General features: G+C 65.5%; 14 protein-coding genes and 1 pseudogene. 14 read left to right on the plus strand and 1 reads right to left on the minus strand.

Annotation, left to right across the window (positions count from 1 at the left end; translation table 11 throughout):
• The 5 genes and pseudogenes from RBA95_RS00005 to RBA95_RS00025 form a co-directional block, all read left to right on the plus strand.
• Positions 1-193 (plus strand): annotated as a pseudogene (locus RBA95_RS00005) (hypothetical protein); the annotation flags it as partial.
• Entirely contained in the window at positions 190-711 is a 522-nt protein-coding gene (locus RBA95_RS00010; protein ID WP_306014716.1) for a hypothetical protein, read from the plus strand. The pseudogene RBA95_RS00005 and the gene RBA95_RS00010, both read left to right, overlap by 4 nt.
• Before the next feature lie 260 nt (positions 712-971).
• Complete coding sequence (locus RBA95_RS00015; protein WP_306014717.1) at positions 972-2,690, plus strand: SulP family inorganic anion transporter; 1,719 nt, start codon at positions 972-974, stop codon at positions 2,688-2,690.
• A gap of 127 nt (positions 2,691-2,817) precedes the next feature.
• Positions 2,818-4,935: a sugar phosphate nucleotidyltransferase gene (locus tag RBA95_RS00020; RefSeq protein ID WP_306014718.1), complete on the plus strand. Its 2,118-nt coding sequence runs from the start codon at positions 2,818-2,820 to the stop codon at positions 4,933-4,935.
• A gap of 19 nt (positions 4,936-4,954) precedes the next feature.
• A complete protein-coding gene (locus tag RBA95_RS00025) occupies positions 4,955-5,887 on the plus strand; it encodes an ABC transporter substrate-binding protein (protein WP_306014719.1) in 933 nt (310 codons plus the stop codon).
• Here RBA95_RS00025 and RBA95_RS00030 read toward each other — a convergent pair whose 3' ends face one another.
• The gene (locus RBA95_RS00030) at positions 5,888-6,754 is read right to left on the minus strand and encodes a LysR family transcriptional regulator (protein WP_306014720.1); all 867 of its coding nucleotides are present in this window, start codon (positions 6,752-6,754) and stop codon (positions 5,888-5,890) included.
• 109 nt (positions 6,755-6,863) lie between these two features.
• Between RBA95_RS00030 and cysG the strand changes: the two genes are divergently transcribed.
• The 9 genes from cysG to RBA95_RS00075 all read left to right on the plus strand — a co-directional run bounded on the left by cysG (position 6,864) and on the right by RBA95_RS00075 (position 15,309).
• Positions 6,864-8,264: a siroheme synthase CysG gene (gene cysG / locus RBA95_RS00035; RefSeq protein ID WP_306014721.1), complete on the plus strand. Its 1,401-nt coding sequence runs from the start codon at positions 6,864-6,866 to the stop codon at positions 8,262-8,264.
• Positions 8,261-8,551, plus strand: coding sequence for a DUF2849 domain-containing protein (locus RBA95_RS00040; RefSeq protein ID WP_306014722.1), 291 nt, complete (start codon positions 8,261-8,263; stop codon positions 8,549-8,551). Before cysG ends, RBA95_RS00040 begins: the two co-directional genes overlap by 4 nt.
• Positions 8,544-10,175 (plus strand): nitrite/sulfite reductase, encoded by a 1,632-nt coding sequence (locus RBA95_RS00045; RefSeq protein ID WP_306014723.1) that lies wholly within the window; start codon positions 8,544-8,546, stop codon positions 10,173-10,175. Before RBA95_RS00040 ends, RBA95_RS00045 begins: the two co-directional genes overlap by 8 nt.
• Entirely contained in the window at positions 10,165-11,265 is a 1,101-nt protein-coding gene (locus tag RBA95_RS00050) for a phosphoadenylyl-sulfate reductase (protein WP_306014724.1), read from the plus strand. The genes RBA95_RS00045 and RBA95_RS00050 overlap by 11 nt, the downstream gene beginning before the upstream one ends.
• A gap of 26 nt (positions 11,266-11,291) precedes the next feature.
• Positions 11,292-12,299 carry a cysteine synthase A gene (locus RBA95_RS00055; protein WP_306014725.1) on the plus strand — a complete coding sequence of 336 codons (1,008 nt, stop codon included), beginning with the start codon at positions 11,292-11,294 and terminating at the stop codon, positions 12,297-12,299.
• A gap of 11 nt (positions 12,300-12,310) precedes the next feature.
• A complete protein-coding gene (locus tag RBA95_RS00060) occupies positions 12,311-13,126 on the plus strand; it encodes a ferredoxin--NADP reductase (RefSeq protein WP_306014726.1) in 816 nt (271 codons plus the stop codon).
• Positions 13,127-13,266: 140 nt separating this feature from the next.
• Positions 13,267-13,551 (plus strand): hypothetical protein, encoded by a 285-nt coding sequence (locus tag RBA95_RS00065; protein WP_306014727.1) that lies wholly within the window; start codon positions 13,267-13,269, stop codon positions 13,549-13,551.
• A gap of 109 nt (positions 13,552-13,660) precedes the next feature.
• Entirely contained in the window at positions 13,661-14,578 is a 918-nt protein-coding gene (locus RBA95_RS00070; protein WP_306014728.1) for an ABC transporter ATP-binding protein, read from the plus strand.
• A 2-nt stretch (positions 14,579-14,580) separates the two neighbouring features.
• Positions 14,581-15,309, plus strand: coding sequence for an ABC transporter permease (locus tag RBA95_RS00075; RefSeq protein WP_306014729.1), 729 nt, complete (start codon positions 14,581-14,583; stop codon positions 15,307-15,309).
• Positions 15,310-15,328 lie beyond the last annotated feature (19 nt).

Consider the following 15,328-nt stretch of genomic DNA (forward strand, 5'->3'; position numbering starts at 1 on the left):
CGGCCAGACCACCGCCCTGCCCTTTGAAAGCCGTGCGGTGCTTCTGGGCCTCGGCGGTGATCTTCATGTCACCCTGGCCAGCGGCGACAGCCTGACCCTGCCCGCCCTGCGCGAGGGCGTGCTCTACCCCCTGGCCCTCACCCATATTCATGACGCCGGCACCAGCGCCGCCCAGATCACGGTGCTGGCATGATCGGCTTCGGACCCGAGCTCGTCGGCGGCGCCCAGATCGACGGCGCCGTGCGCCTCGACGTCAACGGGCTGCGCCCCGATCTGTGGCCGCGCAATGGCGTAAGGGTTGAGCCCGACCCGCTGCCCGCCCCCTTCACCCCGGCCCGGATCATCAATACGGGCGGAGAGACCTGGCATCGCTGCAATGTCGAGCTGAAACGGCCGCTAAAGCTGGGCGAGACGGTCTTGATCCGCGTCCGCACGGCGGACGGGACCAGCCAGAACCGCCGCATTGGGCCCATGGGGCCGGGCAGCCTGGCGAGCCTCCTGACCGGGCCGCTCTCCAATCTGAAGGTCACCCGCGAACAGATCGGCCCCCTGTCCCTCGTCTCCAACACCGCCCTGCCAGACGGCAGCGCCGATCTGGTGCTGAGGTATGAGTGTCAGGCGGAGGGGGTGGAAGCAATAGCTGTTGGGCCTGAGACAAATATTATCGGAATGCACCTAATCGTGTACAATTGCACCGCCCGATCCCCCTAAAATGAAATTCAATCATGATTGAATTGCACCTGTATTGTAATTAAATAAACGCGATTATTACGATCCTATGTTAATGCAGAGCAGATTTGTAATGGTATTAGAATGGCACTGTCACAGCCATAAAACACTTGGCTTGCAAGGCTGAGCAGAAACCCAGTTTGATGCTCTCAAGTAGGCTGGGTTAAAAAAGGTCAGCCCAATCCTAGTAAGGGGTAGCGACGGTCTTTAATCCCGCCGCAAATCAGAAAGGCCCCGGCCTCATGGACCATTTCAAGCGCTATTTTCCCATTCTCGATTGGGGGCGCGACTATGACCGGCTCGCTCTGGGTGAAGACCTGACAGCAGCGGTCATCGTCACCCTTATGCTGATCCCGCAATCTCTGGCCTATGCCATGCTGGCGGGCCTGCCGCCCGAAACAGGTCTGTACGCCTCCATCGCGCCGATCCTGCTCTATGCCGTCTTCGGCACCAGCCGGGCTTTGGCGGTGGGACCGGTCGCCGTGGTGTCGCTGTTGACCGCCTCGGCCATCGGACAAGTCGTCGAACCGGGAACCGCCAGCTATGTCGCGGCGGCGCTCACCCTGGCCGCGCTCTCCGGCGCCATCCTTCTGGGGCTCGGCCTGTTGCGTCTGGGCTTTCTGGCGAATTTTCTCAGCCACCCCGTGATCGCCGGCTTCATCACCGCCTCAGGCGTGCTGATTGCGGCGAGCCAGCTCAAACATGTCATGGGCGTGGAAGCCGAAGGTCACTCCCTGATCGAATTGGGCCTCTCCCTGGTGCAGCACGCGCCCGACACGCATGGGCCGACCCTGTTGATCGGCGGGGCGGCGGTCGCCTTCCTGTACTTTGTCCGAACCGGGCTTAACCCCCTGCTGACCCGGCTGGGCCTCCCGCCGCGTCTGGCCGGCTTCATCACCAAGGCCGGACCAGTGTTCGCGGTCATCGCTACGACCGCGCTGACCTGGGGGCTGGATCTGGAAGCGCGCGGCGTCGCGGTCGTTGGCGTCGTGCCGCAAACCCTGCCGCCCCTGACCGCGCCAGACTGGTCACCCGAGTTGATCCGCGCCCTGTTCATCCCCGCCGTGCTGATCTCGATCATCGGCTTTGTGGAATCGGTTTCGGTCGCCAAGACCCTCGCCGCCAAGAAACGCCAGCGGATCGACGCCGATCAGGAGCTGATCGGCCTGGGCGCCGCCAATCTGGGCGCAGCCTTTACCGGCGGATATCCGGTGACAGGCGGGTTCGCGCGATCGGTGGTCAATTTCGATGCGGGCGCACGCACGCCAGCGGCCGGCGCCTTCACGGCGCTGGGGCTGGCGCTGGCGGCGCTCACCTTGACGCCGCTCATCTATTTCCTGCCCAAGGCAACCCTGGCGGCCACCATCATTGTCGCCGTACTCAGCCTTGTGGACTTCTCGATCCTCAGAGCCACCTGGCGCTATTCCACATCCGACTTCATCGCCGTGCTCGCGACCATCCTGCTGACGCTTTCGCTCGGGGTGGAAGCCGGCGTGGCGGCGGGCGTGGGCCTGTCGATCCTGCTGCACGTCACCAAGACCTTCAAACCGCATATCGCCGAAGTTGGCCGCGTGCCCGGCACCGAGCACTTTCGCAACATCCATCGCCATCAGGTGGAAACGACACCGTCTCTCCTGACGCTTCGAATTGATGAAAGCCTGTATTTCGCCAACGCCAATTTCCTTGAGGACATGCTGCTCAAGCGCCTGAGCCAGGATGCCGAAGCCGTCCGCAATGTCGTGCTGATGTGTTCAGCGGTGAACGAGATCGACTATTCGGCCCTTGAAACCCTCGAAGCACTCAACGCCCGCCTTGAGGACATGGGCGTGCGCCTGCATCTGTCAGAGGTGAAGGGCCCGGTCATGGACAAGCTCGAACACACCCACTTCCTCCGCGACCTGAGCGGAGAGGTCTTCCTGTCTCAGCATGACGCCTGGGCGGCGCTCGGCCGGTCAGGATAAAGCGCGTCTTGCAGCTGTCGGCGCGAGACAGGTCGGGCACTCCAACAAAACATTGCAAGGCCCTGAGCGAGCTGCGATAGCTGATCCGGAATCTGATGCGGGAACGGAATATCGGGGAAGAGCGCACATGACCAAAGTCACGCCCGTCATTCTGTGCGGCGGCGGCGGCACGCGACTATGGCCCTTGTCCACCCCGCGCACGCCCAAACAATTCCTGCCCCTGACCGGCCCTGTGTCCATGGTCGCGGAAACCCTGGCGCGGGTGACCGATGACGGGCTGTTCAATCCCGCCATGGCGATCGGCTCCTTCCGTCACAAGGACCAGCTCCAGGACGAGCTGCCCGACGTGAAGCTGGTCCTGGAGCCGATGGGACGCAATTCCGCGCCCGCCATCGCCGCCGCCGCCCTTCTGGCCGAGCCGGACGATATCCTGCTGATCCTGCCCGCCGACCATCACATCAAAGATGTGGCGGCCTTTCACCGTGCGATCCGCAACGCCCAGCCCGCCGCCAGCGAGGGCCAGATCGTCACCTTCGGCATCAATCCCGATTTCCCGGCCACCGGCTATGGCTATATTGAGGCCCTGCCGGCCGACAGCGCCGCCAAGCCCGTCGCGCGCTTTGTCGAGAAGCCCGACGTGGAGACCGCCCGCACCTATATCGAGACGGGACGGTTTTACTGGAACGCCGGCATCTTCATGTTCACCGGCCAGGTGATGCGTGACGCGTTGGCCAGCCATGCGCCCGACATTCTGGAAAGCGTACAGGCGGCGCTGACCGAAGACGGCCAGCTCGACCGCGCCGCCTTCGCCCGGTGCCGGTCGGAATCCATCGACTACGCCGTCATGGAAGCGGCCAACAATATCGCCGTCCTGCCGGTCTCCATGGGCTGGAGCGATGTGGGCGATTTCCGGGCCGTGCACGCCCTGCACGCAGAAGCGACCCATGACCCCAAGGTCTTGCGCGGCGCTGTGGTCGCGCCCGGTTCGGAACGGGTTTTCATCCAGTCCTCAGGCCCCAAGGTGGCCGTTCACGGGCTGGACGCCATTGCGGTCATCGCCACGCGCGATGCGGTGCTGGTCTCCAGCCTGGATGGCGCGGCGGGGATCAAACACGCAGTTTCCGCCATCCAGACGCTGGGACAAACCCTGCTGCGCGCCGATCAACGCAAGACGCTGGGCGACTGGCTGTGGAACACGGTGATGCCCGGATGGGCGACGCGCGCCGTCGACCCGGCTTCGGGCGGTTTTGTCGAAGGGCTCGACCTGAGCGGAGAGGCCGCGCCCGGCCTGAACCGGCGCGGACGCGTGGCGCCGCGGCAATTGTTCAGCTTCGCCCGCGCCAAGCAACTAGGCTGGAATCCGGATGGGCTCGCCGATCAGGTCATCGAGGCCGCGATCACCTTCCTCAACGGCCCCGCTCGTGCGTCCCAGGGCGGCTGGGCGCACGGCTTTGACGCCCAGGGCAAGGTCAGCGATCCGCGCCGCGATCTGTATGACCACGCCTTCATCGCCCTGGCGGGCGCGGAACTGGCGGCGCTTGGCGATCCGCGCGGCGAAGCGCTGGCCGAGGAAGCCTTCACCGTCATCGACGACCTGTTCGCCGACGACATTTATGGCGGCTGGGTGGATCATGAGACCGGCGGCGGCGGCAAGCTGTCCAACCCGCACATGCATCTTCTGGAAGCGAGCCTGCGTCATTACGAGGTCATGGGCGACCCCGCCTCCGCCGCGCGCATCCAGACCATCGCCACCTTGTTCGAGCGGTTCATGTTCGCGCCGGAAACCGGCGCCGTGCTCGAACGCTTCGGGCCGGACTGGACCCGTGTGCGCGATGACCGGATCGAGCCCGGCCATTGCTATGAGTGGATCTATCTACTCAATGAAACCGATCGTCTGGTCGGTCGCGATTGCGGCAGCTGGCTGAGACGTATCTACGCCTTCGCGGAAAGTGAGGGCATACGGGACGGCCTGGCGCTCAATGTTCTGGGCAATGGCGATGTGGGCTACCGGCTCTGGCCCCAGCTGGAGCGCCTGCGCACCTATATCACCCTGGGTTCGCCCCAGGCGCCGGTGAAGGCCATGATCGACGAGATCACGGCGCGCTATCTGAAGAAAGGCCCGGCCCATGGCTGGGTGGACCGGCTGGATGCGGACTTCGAACCGGCGGTGGACCATGTCCCCGCCAGCATGGTCTATCACCTGATGACCGGCATCGCCCCGTTCGTCGCCGCCCCCCAATCGTAATCAAGTCTCTGCTGTCTGCATGCGCATCGCCTCCCTGCTCGCCAGCTCGACCGAGATCGTCGCCGCCCTGGGGCTGACCGATGATCTGGTCGCCGTGTCCCATTGCTGTGACTGGCCGCCTCAGGTGACAGACTTGCCCGCGCTGACGAGCGCGCTGTTTGAAGCCCAGACCGCACGCGAGATTGACGAGGCCGTCCGCGAAAAGCTCCAGGGGCAGGATGCGATCTATGCGCTCGACGCGCAGGCGCTGGCCGACCTCAAGCCCGATCTCGTGATCAGCCAGGCGCTGTGTGATGTATGCGCCGTGTCCGGCGCCGAGGTCAGCACGGTTCTGGGCAATCTCGATCCGCAGCCGACACTCGTCAATCTCGAACCCTATTCGCTGGGCGACATCCTCGAAACCATCACCATGATCGGCGAGGCCGCCGGCGTCAGCGAGCGCGCCGCAGACCTTCGCGCCCGTCTTCAGGCCCGGATCGACGCTGTCGCCGCGCGCACACAGGCGCTCCCCGGTCCACGCCCGCGCACCGTATTGCTGGACTGGACCAACCCGCCCTTCATTGGCGGGCACTGGATGCATGAGCTTTTGACGCTGGCGGGCGCCGAGGATGCGGGCAACACTGCGGACCGTCCCAGCTGGACCACGAGCTGGAAGGAGATACACGCGATCAATCCCGAGCGTCTGGTGATCGCGCCCTGCGGCTTTCCCACCGCACGCACGCTCGACGACATTGCCGGCGATGCCGAGACGGTGACCGCGCTGCGCCAGCTGGAAGCCCAGGGCTGCCAGATCGCCGTCTTCGACGGCAACCGCCTGTTCAGCCGATCCAGCCCCGGCATCGTCAATAGCCTGGAAGCCCTGGCCCACTGGCTCTGGCCCGACCATCATCCGGCGCCGGATATCGCGTCGGAAATGGGTCCGTTTCATCCGCTGTCCGCGCTGAAAACCTGATCAAAGCTCACCCGCCAGATCCTGGCGCGCCGCCGCACAAGCCTTGAGATGCTGGGCCAGGCGATTGGCGGCGGCGGAGGGGGAGCGCCCCGGGGCCGTCTGCAGAAAATACGCCTGGTCGGTCGACTGGTCCCCGTCCGGGAAGACCGGCGCGAGCCGGCCGCTGCGAATGGCGTCATAGGCCAGCGGCTTGCGCCCCAGCACGATCCCGCCCCCCTGTTCGGCCAGCGCCAGCGCCGCCAGCGAGTCCGCCACCCGCAGGCGCGGCTGCGCTTCAAGCCCATAGCCGCCCCGCGCGCTCAGCCATTGCGTCCAGCTCATTCCGCCCTGGCTGTCCTCGATCAGGGGCAGGGTTTCAAGCACATCCAGCCCTGCGTCCGGCGCCACAAGACCCGGCTGCGCCAGCGGGGTCAGCACTTCATCCATGATCCGGTCCGCGCCCGCCGTGGCGGCCGCAAGGCTTGAGCGCGTCAGGGTCAGCTCCGCCTCCTCGCCGGTCGGCACGAGCCGGATTGCGGCATCCGTCCTGGGCAGGTCCCGGCTCAGCCAGGCGATCATCAAATCGTGATCCGCCGCCAGGGTCAGCGTGGGCGTCGCCTGTACGGCGCGCAGGGCGGCGCTCGCCTCCCCCATCAGCTCAAAGCCGCGGCGCAAGGGCTCCAGCGCTGCAGCGCCCCGTTCGGTCAGAACGAGCTTCTTGCCCTCGCGTTCAAACAGCGCTTCGCCAATCAGGGCTTCAAGCTGGCGCACCTGCTGACCCACGGCGGCGGGGGTGACATTGAGTTCTTCCGCCGCGCCGACAAAGCCGCCCTGTCGAGCAGCAGCCTCGAAAGCACGCAGGGCATTGAGCGGAGCCAGACCGGCCATGGATCACCATTAAAAAGAATTTCTTTCTATATGGCGCAAAAATACTGATTTGTAAAAAGCTATACTGACAGCGAGAGTGCGGGCCGCATTACGAGAAGGCCTTAGTGTTATGGATCAGTTCCTGCCCGCCATCCCCCTCAAGAACGCCCGTGTGGTCGTTCTGGGCGCCGGAGAGTCCGCATTGAACAAGCTGCGCCTGTTCCGCACCGCCCCGTGCGAGCTGGTCTGGTGCACGCTGGGCGTCTCACCCACCCTGCCCTCAGATCTCAACCCGAACACCCGGATCGACACCCGCGCCCGCCCTCATGACGTCTTCAAGGGCGCCAAGCTGGTCTTCATCGGCGTTGAGGACGAGAAGCGCGCCATCAAGCTGGCGGCGAAAGCCCGCAAGGCCGGCGCGCTGGTGAATGTGGTCGACAATCTGCCCCTGTGCGATTTCTACACGCCCGCGCTCGTGGATCGCGGCGCGATCACCATCGCCCTGTCCTCGGGTGGCGCCGGACCGATCCTGGTGCGCGATCTTCGCAGCGCGATCGAGACCGTCATCGCGCCGGGCATTGGCCTTCTGGCGGAAACCGCGCGCGGCCTGCGCCAGCGCGTCATGGACGCCTTCCCCAGCGTGGACGCCCGTCGCAAATACTGGGAGCGCGCCCTGCGCGGCCCCGCCGCCCAGCTGGCCGATGCCGGCGATGAAGACGGCGTACGCGCCGCCCTGATCGACGCCCTGAAAGACGACGCCCCCGCCAGCAAGGGCGTGGTGCATCTGGTCGGCGCGGGGCCGGGCGATCCCGAACTTCTGACCGTGAAGGCGGCCCGTCTGATCCGCGATGCGGATGTGATCGTGCATGACCGCCTGGTCTCGCCCGAAATCATCGACCGCGCCCGCCGCGACGCCCATCGCATCGATGTGGGCAAGCGCCAGGGCGACCATCCCGTGCCGCAGGAGCGCATTTGCGAAATCCTGATCGAACAGGCCAAGCTGGGCCGTCGCGTGGTGCGCCTGAAAGGCGGGGACAGCTTCATCTTCGGGCGCGGCGGCGAGGAAGTGGACGCCGTGCGCGCCGCGGGCATCGAAGTGCATGTCACGCCGGGCATTTCCGCCGCTCTGGCAGCGGGCGCACAGGCGCAGATCCCGCTGACCCATCGCGACGCCGCCCAGGCGGTGACCTTCGTCACCGGGCGCCCGAAACTCGGTGGGCCGGATCTGGATTACACAGCCCTCGCCGCCTCCACCCACACCCTCGTTGTCTATATGGGCGTCGCGGTGGCCGCGACCCTGGCGCGCCGCCTGGTCGAGGCCGGCCGCTCCCCCGCCACCCCTGTGGGGATCATCGAGAACGCCAGCTTGAGCACCGAACGCCGGGTTTTCACCACGCTCGACGCTTTGGCGCACACGATCTCGTCTGAAGCCGTCAACGGCCCCGCCGTCCTCGTGATCGGCGATGTGGTCGCCCATGCGCCCGAACACCTTGCAAGCCTGAGCCAGAAAGCGCTGGAGCACGCCGCATGAAAACCATCACTGCAAACCGGCTGACCGATGGCCGCGTGGTCTATCTCACGCCCGATAACCGCTGGACCGAGAACGCCGACCAGGCCATCCGCCTTGAGGATGACGCCACCGACGCCGCGCTGGATACGGCGCTGCTGGACGTGCTGACCGTGGTCGGTCCCTACCCCATCGAGATTGACGCCGACCGTGAAGGCTTTGCGCCCGCAGGCCGCAAGCATGTGCGTGAAACCATTCGCCTGACCGGCCCCAGCGCGGGCTCGACCAAGACGGGAGTCGCGCATGTATAAGTATGACGAGATCGACCGCGCGGTTCTCGACGCCCGCACGGCGGAGTTCCGCGAACAGGTCCACGCCCGTCTGTCCGGCGCCTTGAGCGAGGACGAATTCAAGCCGCTGCGCTTGATGAATGGCGTCTACTTGCAGCTGCATGCCTACATGCTGCGCGTGGCCATTCCCTATGGCGTCCTGTCCTCGGAGCAATTGCGCTCGCTGGCCTATGTGGCGCGCACCTATGATCGCGGCTATGGCCATTTCACCACCCGCCAGAACATCCAGTACAACTGGCCGGCGCTGGTGGATATTCCCGATGCGCTCGACCATCTGGCGGGGGTGCAGATGCACGCCATCCAGACATCGGGCAATACGATCCGCAATACCACGACCGACCCGTTCGCAGGCGCAGCCGCGGACGAGATCGCCGATCCGCGCCCCTGGTGCGAGCTGATCCGGCAATGGTCCACCACCCACCCCGAATTCACCTGGCTGCCGCGCAAGTTCAAGATCGCGGTCACCGGCTCGCCCGAAGATCGCGCCGCCATTGGCGTGCATGATATCGGCCTGCGTCTGGTGCGGAACGAAGCGGGCGAGACCGGGTTTGAAGTGCATGTGGGCGGCGGTCAGGGCCGCACGCCAATCGTCGCCAAGATCATTCGCGACTTCCTGCCCCAGCGCGAGCTTCTGGCCTATCTGACCTCGATCCTGCGCGTCTACAATCTCGCCGGTCGCCGGGACAATATGTACAAGGCGCGCATCAAGATCCTGGTCGACGCCATGGGTCCGGACGCGTTCCGCGATGCGGTCGAAGCCGAATATGAAGCCAGCCGCGGTCGCGCCATGACCGTGCCGGTCGAAGAGATCGAACGCGTCAGCAGCCATTTCGCCCCGCCCGCCGAGGGCGGCGCGCTGACCGAAATCCCCACCGGGACTCAATTCGCGCGTTGGCGCGCGGTGAACGTAAAGCCGCACAAGGTGAAGAACCGGGCCGTCGTGGTGATCCCCCTCAAGGCGCCGGGCGCCACGCCGGGCGACGCCAGCGCCGAGCAGATGGACCTCATCGCCGATCTGGCAGATCGTTACGCCCTCAGCGAGATCCGCGTCAGCAAGGAGCAGAACCTGGTTCTTCCGCATGCGGACAAGGCGTCTCTGGGCGATCTGTTCCGCGCCCTCGACGAAGCCGGTCTGGCCACGCCGAATTTTGGTCGCGCCAGCGATATCGTCGCCTGCCCCGGGCTTGATTACTGCAACCTCGCCAATGCCCGCTCCATCCCGATCGCCCAGGCCATCTCGACCGGCCTGCATGAAGCGGGACTCGATGACGCGACGGGTGATCTGACCATCAAGATTTCAGGCTGCATCAATGCCTGCGGCCACCACCATGTGGCCAATATCGGCCTTCTCGGCGTCGATAAGGCGGGCGAGGAAGTCTACCAGCTCACCCTCGGAGGCGTCGGCGATGGTCAAGCCGCCATCGGCAAGATCCTGGGCCCTGGCCTGTCCGCTGATGACGCCGTGACCGCCGTCATCGCTTGCGTTCGCGTTTACGCTGAACACGCGCAGGTGGAAGAAAGCTTCATCCAGACGCTCAACCGTCTGGGCACAGACCCGTTCAAGGAGGCCGTCTATGGCGCTTGATGCCCTACGCCGGATCGAATCCCATTCCGTGGAATTGCCAGGCGACGCCGCCCCTGCCGACGCCGAAGCCGCCATTGAAGGCGCGGACCGGGTCGTGATCCGTTTCCCCACCTTCAAGGACGGGCGCGGCTTCTCGCTCGCCGCCCTCTTGCGCCGGTCCGGCTTTGACGGCGAGCTTCGCGCCGCAGGCCCGCTCCTACCCGATCAGGTCGACGACCTGTTGCGCATGGGGTTTGACGCCGTCGACATCGAACGTCCCGACGGCCCGGCCCGCAACCGCAATACCGGCGGTGCCCCCTATATCTATCAGCCCGACCCCGGCGCTGTGACCGCCCGCCCGACGGCGCTGCAAATCCGGGCGCTGGCGGCACGCAAGGCGACCGCAGAAGCGCTGGCGAAGGAGCTGGATGGCGCGACGCCTGAAGCCATCCTGATCCGCGCCGCCCAGGTCTATGGCGGCCGCATGGCCATGCTGTCCTCCTTTGGCGCGGAAGCCGCGCTCGGACTGGCGCTGGTGGCGGAGATCGCGTCGGATACGCCGATCCTGTTTCTCGACACCGGCATGCACTTCCCCCAGACGCTGAGCTATCGCGACCGTCTGGTGAAGCATCTGGGCCTGACGAACCTGCACATCCTCAAGCCGGACGAAGCCGAGCTTCGAAACGAGGATCCCGACAACAGGCTCTATGACCGCGATGGCGTGGCGTGCTGTGATCTGCGCAAGGTGCGCCCTCTGGGACGCGCCCTGGACCCGTTCGATGCGCTGATCACCGGGCGCAAGCGCTACCATGGCGGCCAGCGCGGCGACATTCCGGCCGTCGAGTTTGATGGCGAGCGGGTGAAGATCAATCCCTTCGCCTTTCTGAGCCCCCAGGATGTGGCCGACCGCTACAAGGCGCTCGACCTGCCTCGCCACCCGCTGGCGGAGGACGGCTACGCCTCCATCGGGTGCTGGCCCTGCACCGCGCCCGCGGACGAGCCCGGCTCGCGTGATGGTCGCTGGGCTGGCCAGGACCGGGACGAGTGCGGCATCTTTGATCCAGCTCGCGCCGAGCGCGCCAAACGCGCTGGCGCTGTCCGCCTGATCTGAGGCGGATGGATCAAGAAGGACGCATCATGAGCACACCGATTGTCTCGCTGATCGGCGACACGCCGCTGATCCGCCTGAAGGCGGCGTCAGACGCCACGGGTTGTGAGATTTTCGGCAAGGCCGAATTTCTCAATCCCGGCGGCTCGGTCAAGGATCGCACGGCGCTCGGCCTGATCCGGGCGGCGGAAGCGGATGGCTCGCTCAAGCCCGGCGGCGTGATCGTCGAGGGCACGGCGGGCAATACCGGCATCGGTCTGGCGCTGGTCGCTGGCGCGTTGGGATACAAGGCGCTGATCGTGATGCCCCGCGGACAAAGCCCGGGCAAGCGCGAAGCCCTGATTGCGGCGGGCGCCCAGATCATCGAGGTCGACCCCGCCCCATATTCAAGCGAGCACCATTTCGTCCACGCCTCGCGCCGGATCGCCGAGAGCCTGCCCGGCGCCATCTGGGCGAACCAGTTCGACAATCCCGCCAACAAGGCCTTCCACGCCAATACGACTGGTCGGGAAATCTTCGAACAGACCGAAGGTCGCGTTGACGGTTTCATCTGCGCCGCCGGCACGGGCGGCTCGCTGGCGGGCATTGCGTCCGCCCTGCGCACCGTCAAGCCCGAGGTCCAGATCGGCCTCGCCGACCCGGCGGGCGGCGCGCTTTATGCCTGGTTCACCGAAGGCGCGCTCAAATCCGAAGGCGGCTCGATCACCGAAGGCATTGGCGTGGGCCGGATCACGGGTCAGCTGGAAGGCCTCAGCGTCGACCACGCCTACCGGATCGAGGATTCCGAATTCCTGCCGATCCTGTTTGATCTGGTGCAGACCGAAGGCCTGTCGCTGGGCGGCTCGGCCGGGGTGAATATCGCCGGCGCCATCCGGCTGGCGAAGACCCTGGGTCCGGGCAAGACCATCGTGACCCTTCTGTGTGATTCCGGTGCGCGCTATGCCGGCAAACTCTTCAACCCTGAATTCCTGCGCGCCCGCGGGCTGCCGGTTCCGCCCTGGACGGAAGCGGACGCCGGCGCGGGCCTGAGCGCCTGACGGAGACTCTCATGCTGGATACGGCTCAAGACTTGGACGTGATTGACCAGGGCGCTTTCTTCGCCTGCAAGGTCACCGAGGTCGAACACTTCACCGACGATCTGTTCCGCTTCCGCACGGCGCGGCCGGCGACCCTGCGCTTCCGCCCCGGCGAGTTCCTGATGATCGGGCTCGAAGGTGAGAAGAAACCGATCCTGCGCGCCTATTCGGTGGCGAGCCCCTCTTGGGACGACACGCTGGAATTTTACTCCATCAAGGTGGAGAACGGCGCGCTCACCTCGCGTCTGCGCAATATCCAGCCTGGCGACCGGGTGCTGGTCGGCCGCAAACCCACGGGCACGCTGGTCACCGATGCGCTCAAGCCCGGCAAGCGCCTCTACATGCTCTCCACCGGCACCGGGGCTGCGCCTTTCGCCAGCCTGATCCGCGAACCGGGCGTTTATGAGCAGTTTGACGAAGTGGTCTTCACCCATACCTGCCGCACCAGCCCGGAGCTGACCTATTCGCGCGGCCTGGTGGAGGCGCTCAAGACCGATCCGCTTGTCGGCGAGGCGGCTGACGGGCGGCTGGTCTATTTTGACAGCGTCACCCGTGAGGACGGCCCGCGAAAGGGCCGGATCACGACGCTGATCGAGTCGGGCGAACTGTTCAGGATGATCGACCGGCCCGAACTGAACCCCGAAAGCGATCGGGTGATGATCTGCGGCTCCATGGCCATGCTCGAAGAGCTCAAGACCATGCTGGAAGCGCGCGGTTTCGAGGAAGGCTCGAACGCCAAGCCGGGCGATTTCGTGGTCGAGAAGGCTTTCGCCGGCGAAGGCGTCTGAGCGTCGACAAGGGCGCGGCCCAAGCGGTAATACGCCTCGTCCGCGCCCGTCGTTTAGGGCCTGTTAACACTTTATTTACAACGCTGATTGGGTCTTTGTTCAGCTTTCCCTGCTATCCAGGGTGCTGATGGAGGGATGTCATGCAGGCCCAACGCAAGATCGATATGACCGCAATGTCCGCCCCGGCGCCCGCGCCAGAGGATGAGGCGCGCGTCGCTCCGCCCCCCTTCCCGACCGCTCCGGCCGGGGAAGCGAGCGCCATTCCCTCCCCGGCGCACGCCCTTCAGGAACGACTGGAATCTGCATTTGCAGACCCTGTGGTCGAAAACCGCTGGAGCCCGCGCCAGACCCTCGCCCTGCTTGTCTTCACCTGCGGCGCCTTCTGGGGCGCCGTCGTGGGCGGCGCGATCCATTTCCTGGGCTAGCGCGCGGCCCGGGTGACAAATGTCACCTCAGCCTTGTGACGGGCGTCACTCACAACACTCCATGAGATCAGGCACCCTTCCGGCCTTGATAGCCAGGCTGTGAGGGCTGATGACTGCTTCCCCCGATTTTGCGCCGCCCATTCTCAAGGCGGACGCACTTACCCGACGTTTTGGCCGCAAGACAGCGCTGGACGGGATCAATCTGACCGTTTCAGACACGGGCGTTCTGGCGTTGTTGGGCCCCAATGGCGCGGGCAAGACCACGTTTGTCCAGACTGCGCTGGGCTTGGTCCGTCCCAGCCATGGCGAACTCAGGGTTCTGGGCGCCAAGCCCGGCCAACAGTCGGTCAAGACACGCATTGGCGTCATGATGCAGGATACCGATCTGGCGCACACGCTGACCGGGCGCGAATTGCTTGAGCTGTTCGCCAGCTATTACCCAGACCCGGCGGATCTTGAGGCGCTGATTGACCGTTGCGCCCTCGGCGATTTCATCAAGCGGCGCTACGGCCAGCTGTCTGGCGGCCAGAAACGCCGGATCCAGTTCGCCCTGGCGCTCGTGGGCCAGCCTGACCTTCTGTTCCTCGACGAACCCACCACCGGGCTCGACACCGAAGCGCGCCGCGCGCTTTGGGCAATCGTGCGCGACGTCGCCGCCAATGGAACGCTGGTCGTCCTAACCACGCACTATCTGGAAGAAGCGGACGCACTGGCCGATCGGGTGATCGTGCTCAAGGACGGGCAGGTCATCGCGGATGACACGGCTGACGGGTTGCGCACGCGCATGGGCGGCGCAGTCATCGATTGCGTCACCGGGCTGACAGATGACGCGCTCAGATCCATCGAGGGCCTGATCTCGCTCAACCGGTCGGGCCGCAAGGTCCGCTTGCAGGTCAGTGAGGCTGTCCCTGCGCTCAAATCGCTGTTCGAACTGGACCCCGATCTGTCCGATCTGGGCGTCGCCCAACCCACGCTGGAAGATGCGTTCGGCGCATTGACCCGCCCCTCCGAAAGCCAGGGAGCCTGATCATGGCGAACGCCTATCTCGCGGAAATCAAGGCCGAGATCTTCAAGCTCGCGCGCATGCCCGAATTCGCCATTCCCACGCTGATCCTGCCGGTGATGTTCTTTACCCTGTTCGGCGTCATCATCCCCGGCAGCCGGGACAACGCCCCCTACCTGCTGTCCACATTCGGCGTCTTCGCGGTCATGGGGCCGGCCCTGTTCGGCTTCGGCGCCGGGGTCGCACAGGAACGCGAACGCGGCTGGCTGACCCTCAAACGCGCCGTTCCGGCGCCCGCAGCCGCTTTGCTGGTGGCGAAAACCACCGCCACGATCGTGATCGCCAGCGTCTCACTAGCCGCGATCTACGCTGTGGCTGCGTTCGCTGCGGGGGTGGAGCTGCCCGCCCTGGTCTGGCTGGGCCTGCTGCTGGTCCATGTCATCTCCGCCATCCCCTTCGTCCTTCTGGGCCTGGCGCTGGGCTTTGTCTTCGGCGCCAACGCCGCCGTCGCGGTCGCCAATATCGCCTATCTGGGCATGGCGGTTCTGGGCGGGCTGTGGATGCCGATCAGCGTCTTTCCGAAAATCATGGGTCAGATCGCCCAGTTCCTGCCCAGCTATCATCTGGCTGAAATCGCCCTGGGCGTCAGCGGCGCAGCGGGCGAGAAAGCTGTTCTCGGCCATATAGTCGCGACCCTGGTCATCACGGCGATCGCCGCCGGGCTCGCTCTGCTGGCCTGGGCGCGTCAGCGCTAGGGTCTGGCTCGCAGCGACG

Origin of the sequence: Oceanicaulis sp. MMSF_3324 (assembly GCF_030733545.1) — a bacterium.
In the GTDB taxonomy this organism is placed as follows: domain Bacteria; phylum Pseudomonadota; class Alphaproteobacteria; order Caulobacterales; family Maricaulaceae; genus Oceanicaulis.

Bases quoted from the DNA above. Each gene is read 5' to 3' on its own strand.
- RBA95_RS00010 (WP_306014716.1), top strand. From the start codon at position 190: ATGATCGGCTTCGGACCCGAGCTCGTCGGCGGCGCCCAGATCGACGGC.
- RBA95_RS00015 (WP_306014717.1), top strand. From the start codon at position 972: ATGGACCATTTCAAGCGCTATTTTCCCATTCTCGATTGGGGGCGCGAC.
- RBA95_RS00020 (WP_306014718.1), top strand. From the start codon at position 2,818: ATGACCAAAGTCACGCCCGTCATTCTGTGCGGCGGCGGCGGCACGCGA.
- RBA95_RS00025 (WP_306014719.1), top strand. From the start codon at position 4,955: ATGCGCATCGCCTCCCTGCTCGCCAGCTCGACCGAGATCGTCGCCGCC.
- RBA95_RS00030 (WP_306014720.1), bottom strand. From the start codon at position 6,754: ATGGCCGGTCTGGCTCCGCTCAATGCCCTGCGTGCTTTCGAGGCTGCT.
- cysG (WP_306014721.1), top strand. From the start codon at position 6,864: ATGGATCAGTTCCTGCCCGCCATCCCCCTCAAGAACGCCCGTGTGGTC.
- RBA95_RS00040 (WP_306014722.1), top strand. From the start codon at position 8,261: ATGAAAACCATCACTGCAAACCGGCTGACCGATGGCCGCGTGGTCTAT.
- RBA95_RS00045 (WP_306014723.1), top strand. From the start codon at position 8,544: ATGTATAAGTATGACGAGATCGACCGCGCGGTTCTCGACGCCCGCACG.
- RBA95_RS00050 (WP_306014724.1), top strand. From the start codon at position 10,165: ATGGCGCTTGATGCCCTACGCCGGATCGAATCCCATTCCGTGGAATTG.
- RBA95_RS00055 (WP_306014725.1), top strand. From the start codon at position 11,292: ATGAGCACACCGATTGTCTCGCTGATCGGCGACACGCCGCTGATCCGC.
- RBA95_RS00060 (WP_306014726.1), top strand. From the start codon at position 12,311: ATGCTGGATACGGCTCAAGACTTGGACGTGATTGACCAGGGCGCTTTC.
- RBA95_RS00065 (WP_306014727.1), top strand. From the start codon at position 13,267: ATGCAGGCCCAACGCAAGATCGATATGACCGCAATGTCCGCCCCGGCG.
- RBA95_RS00070 (WP_306014728.1), top strand. From the start codon at position 13,661: ATGACTGCTTCCCCCGATTTTGCGCCGCCCATTCTCAAGGCGGACGCA.
- RBA95_RS00075 (WP_306014729.1), top strand. From the start codon at position 14,581: ATGGCGAACGCCTATCTCGCGGAAATCAAGGCCGAGATCTTCAAGCTC.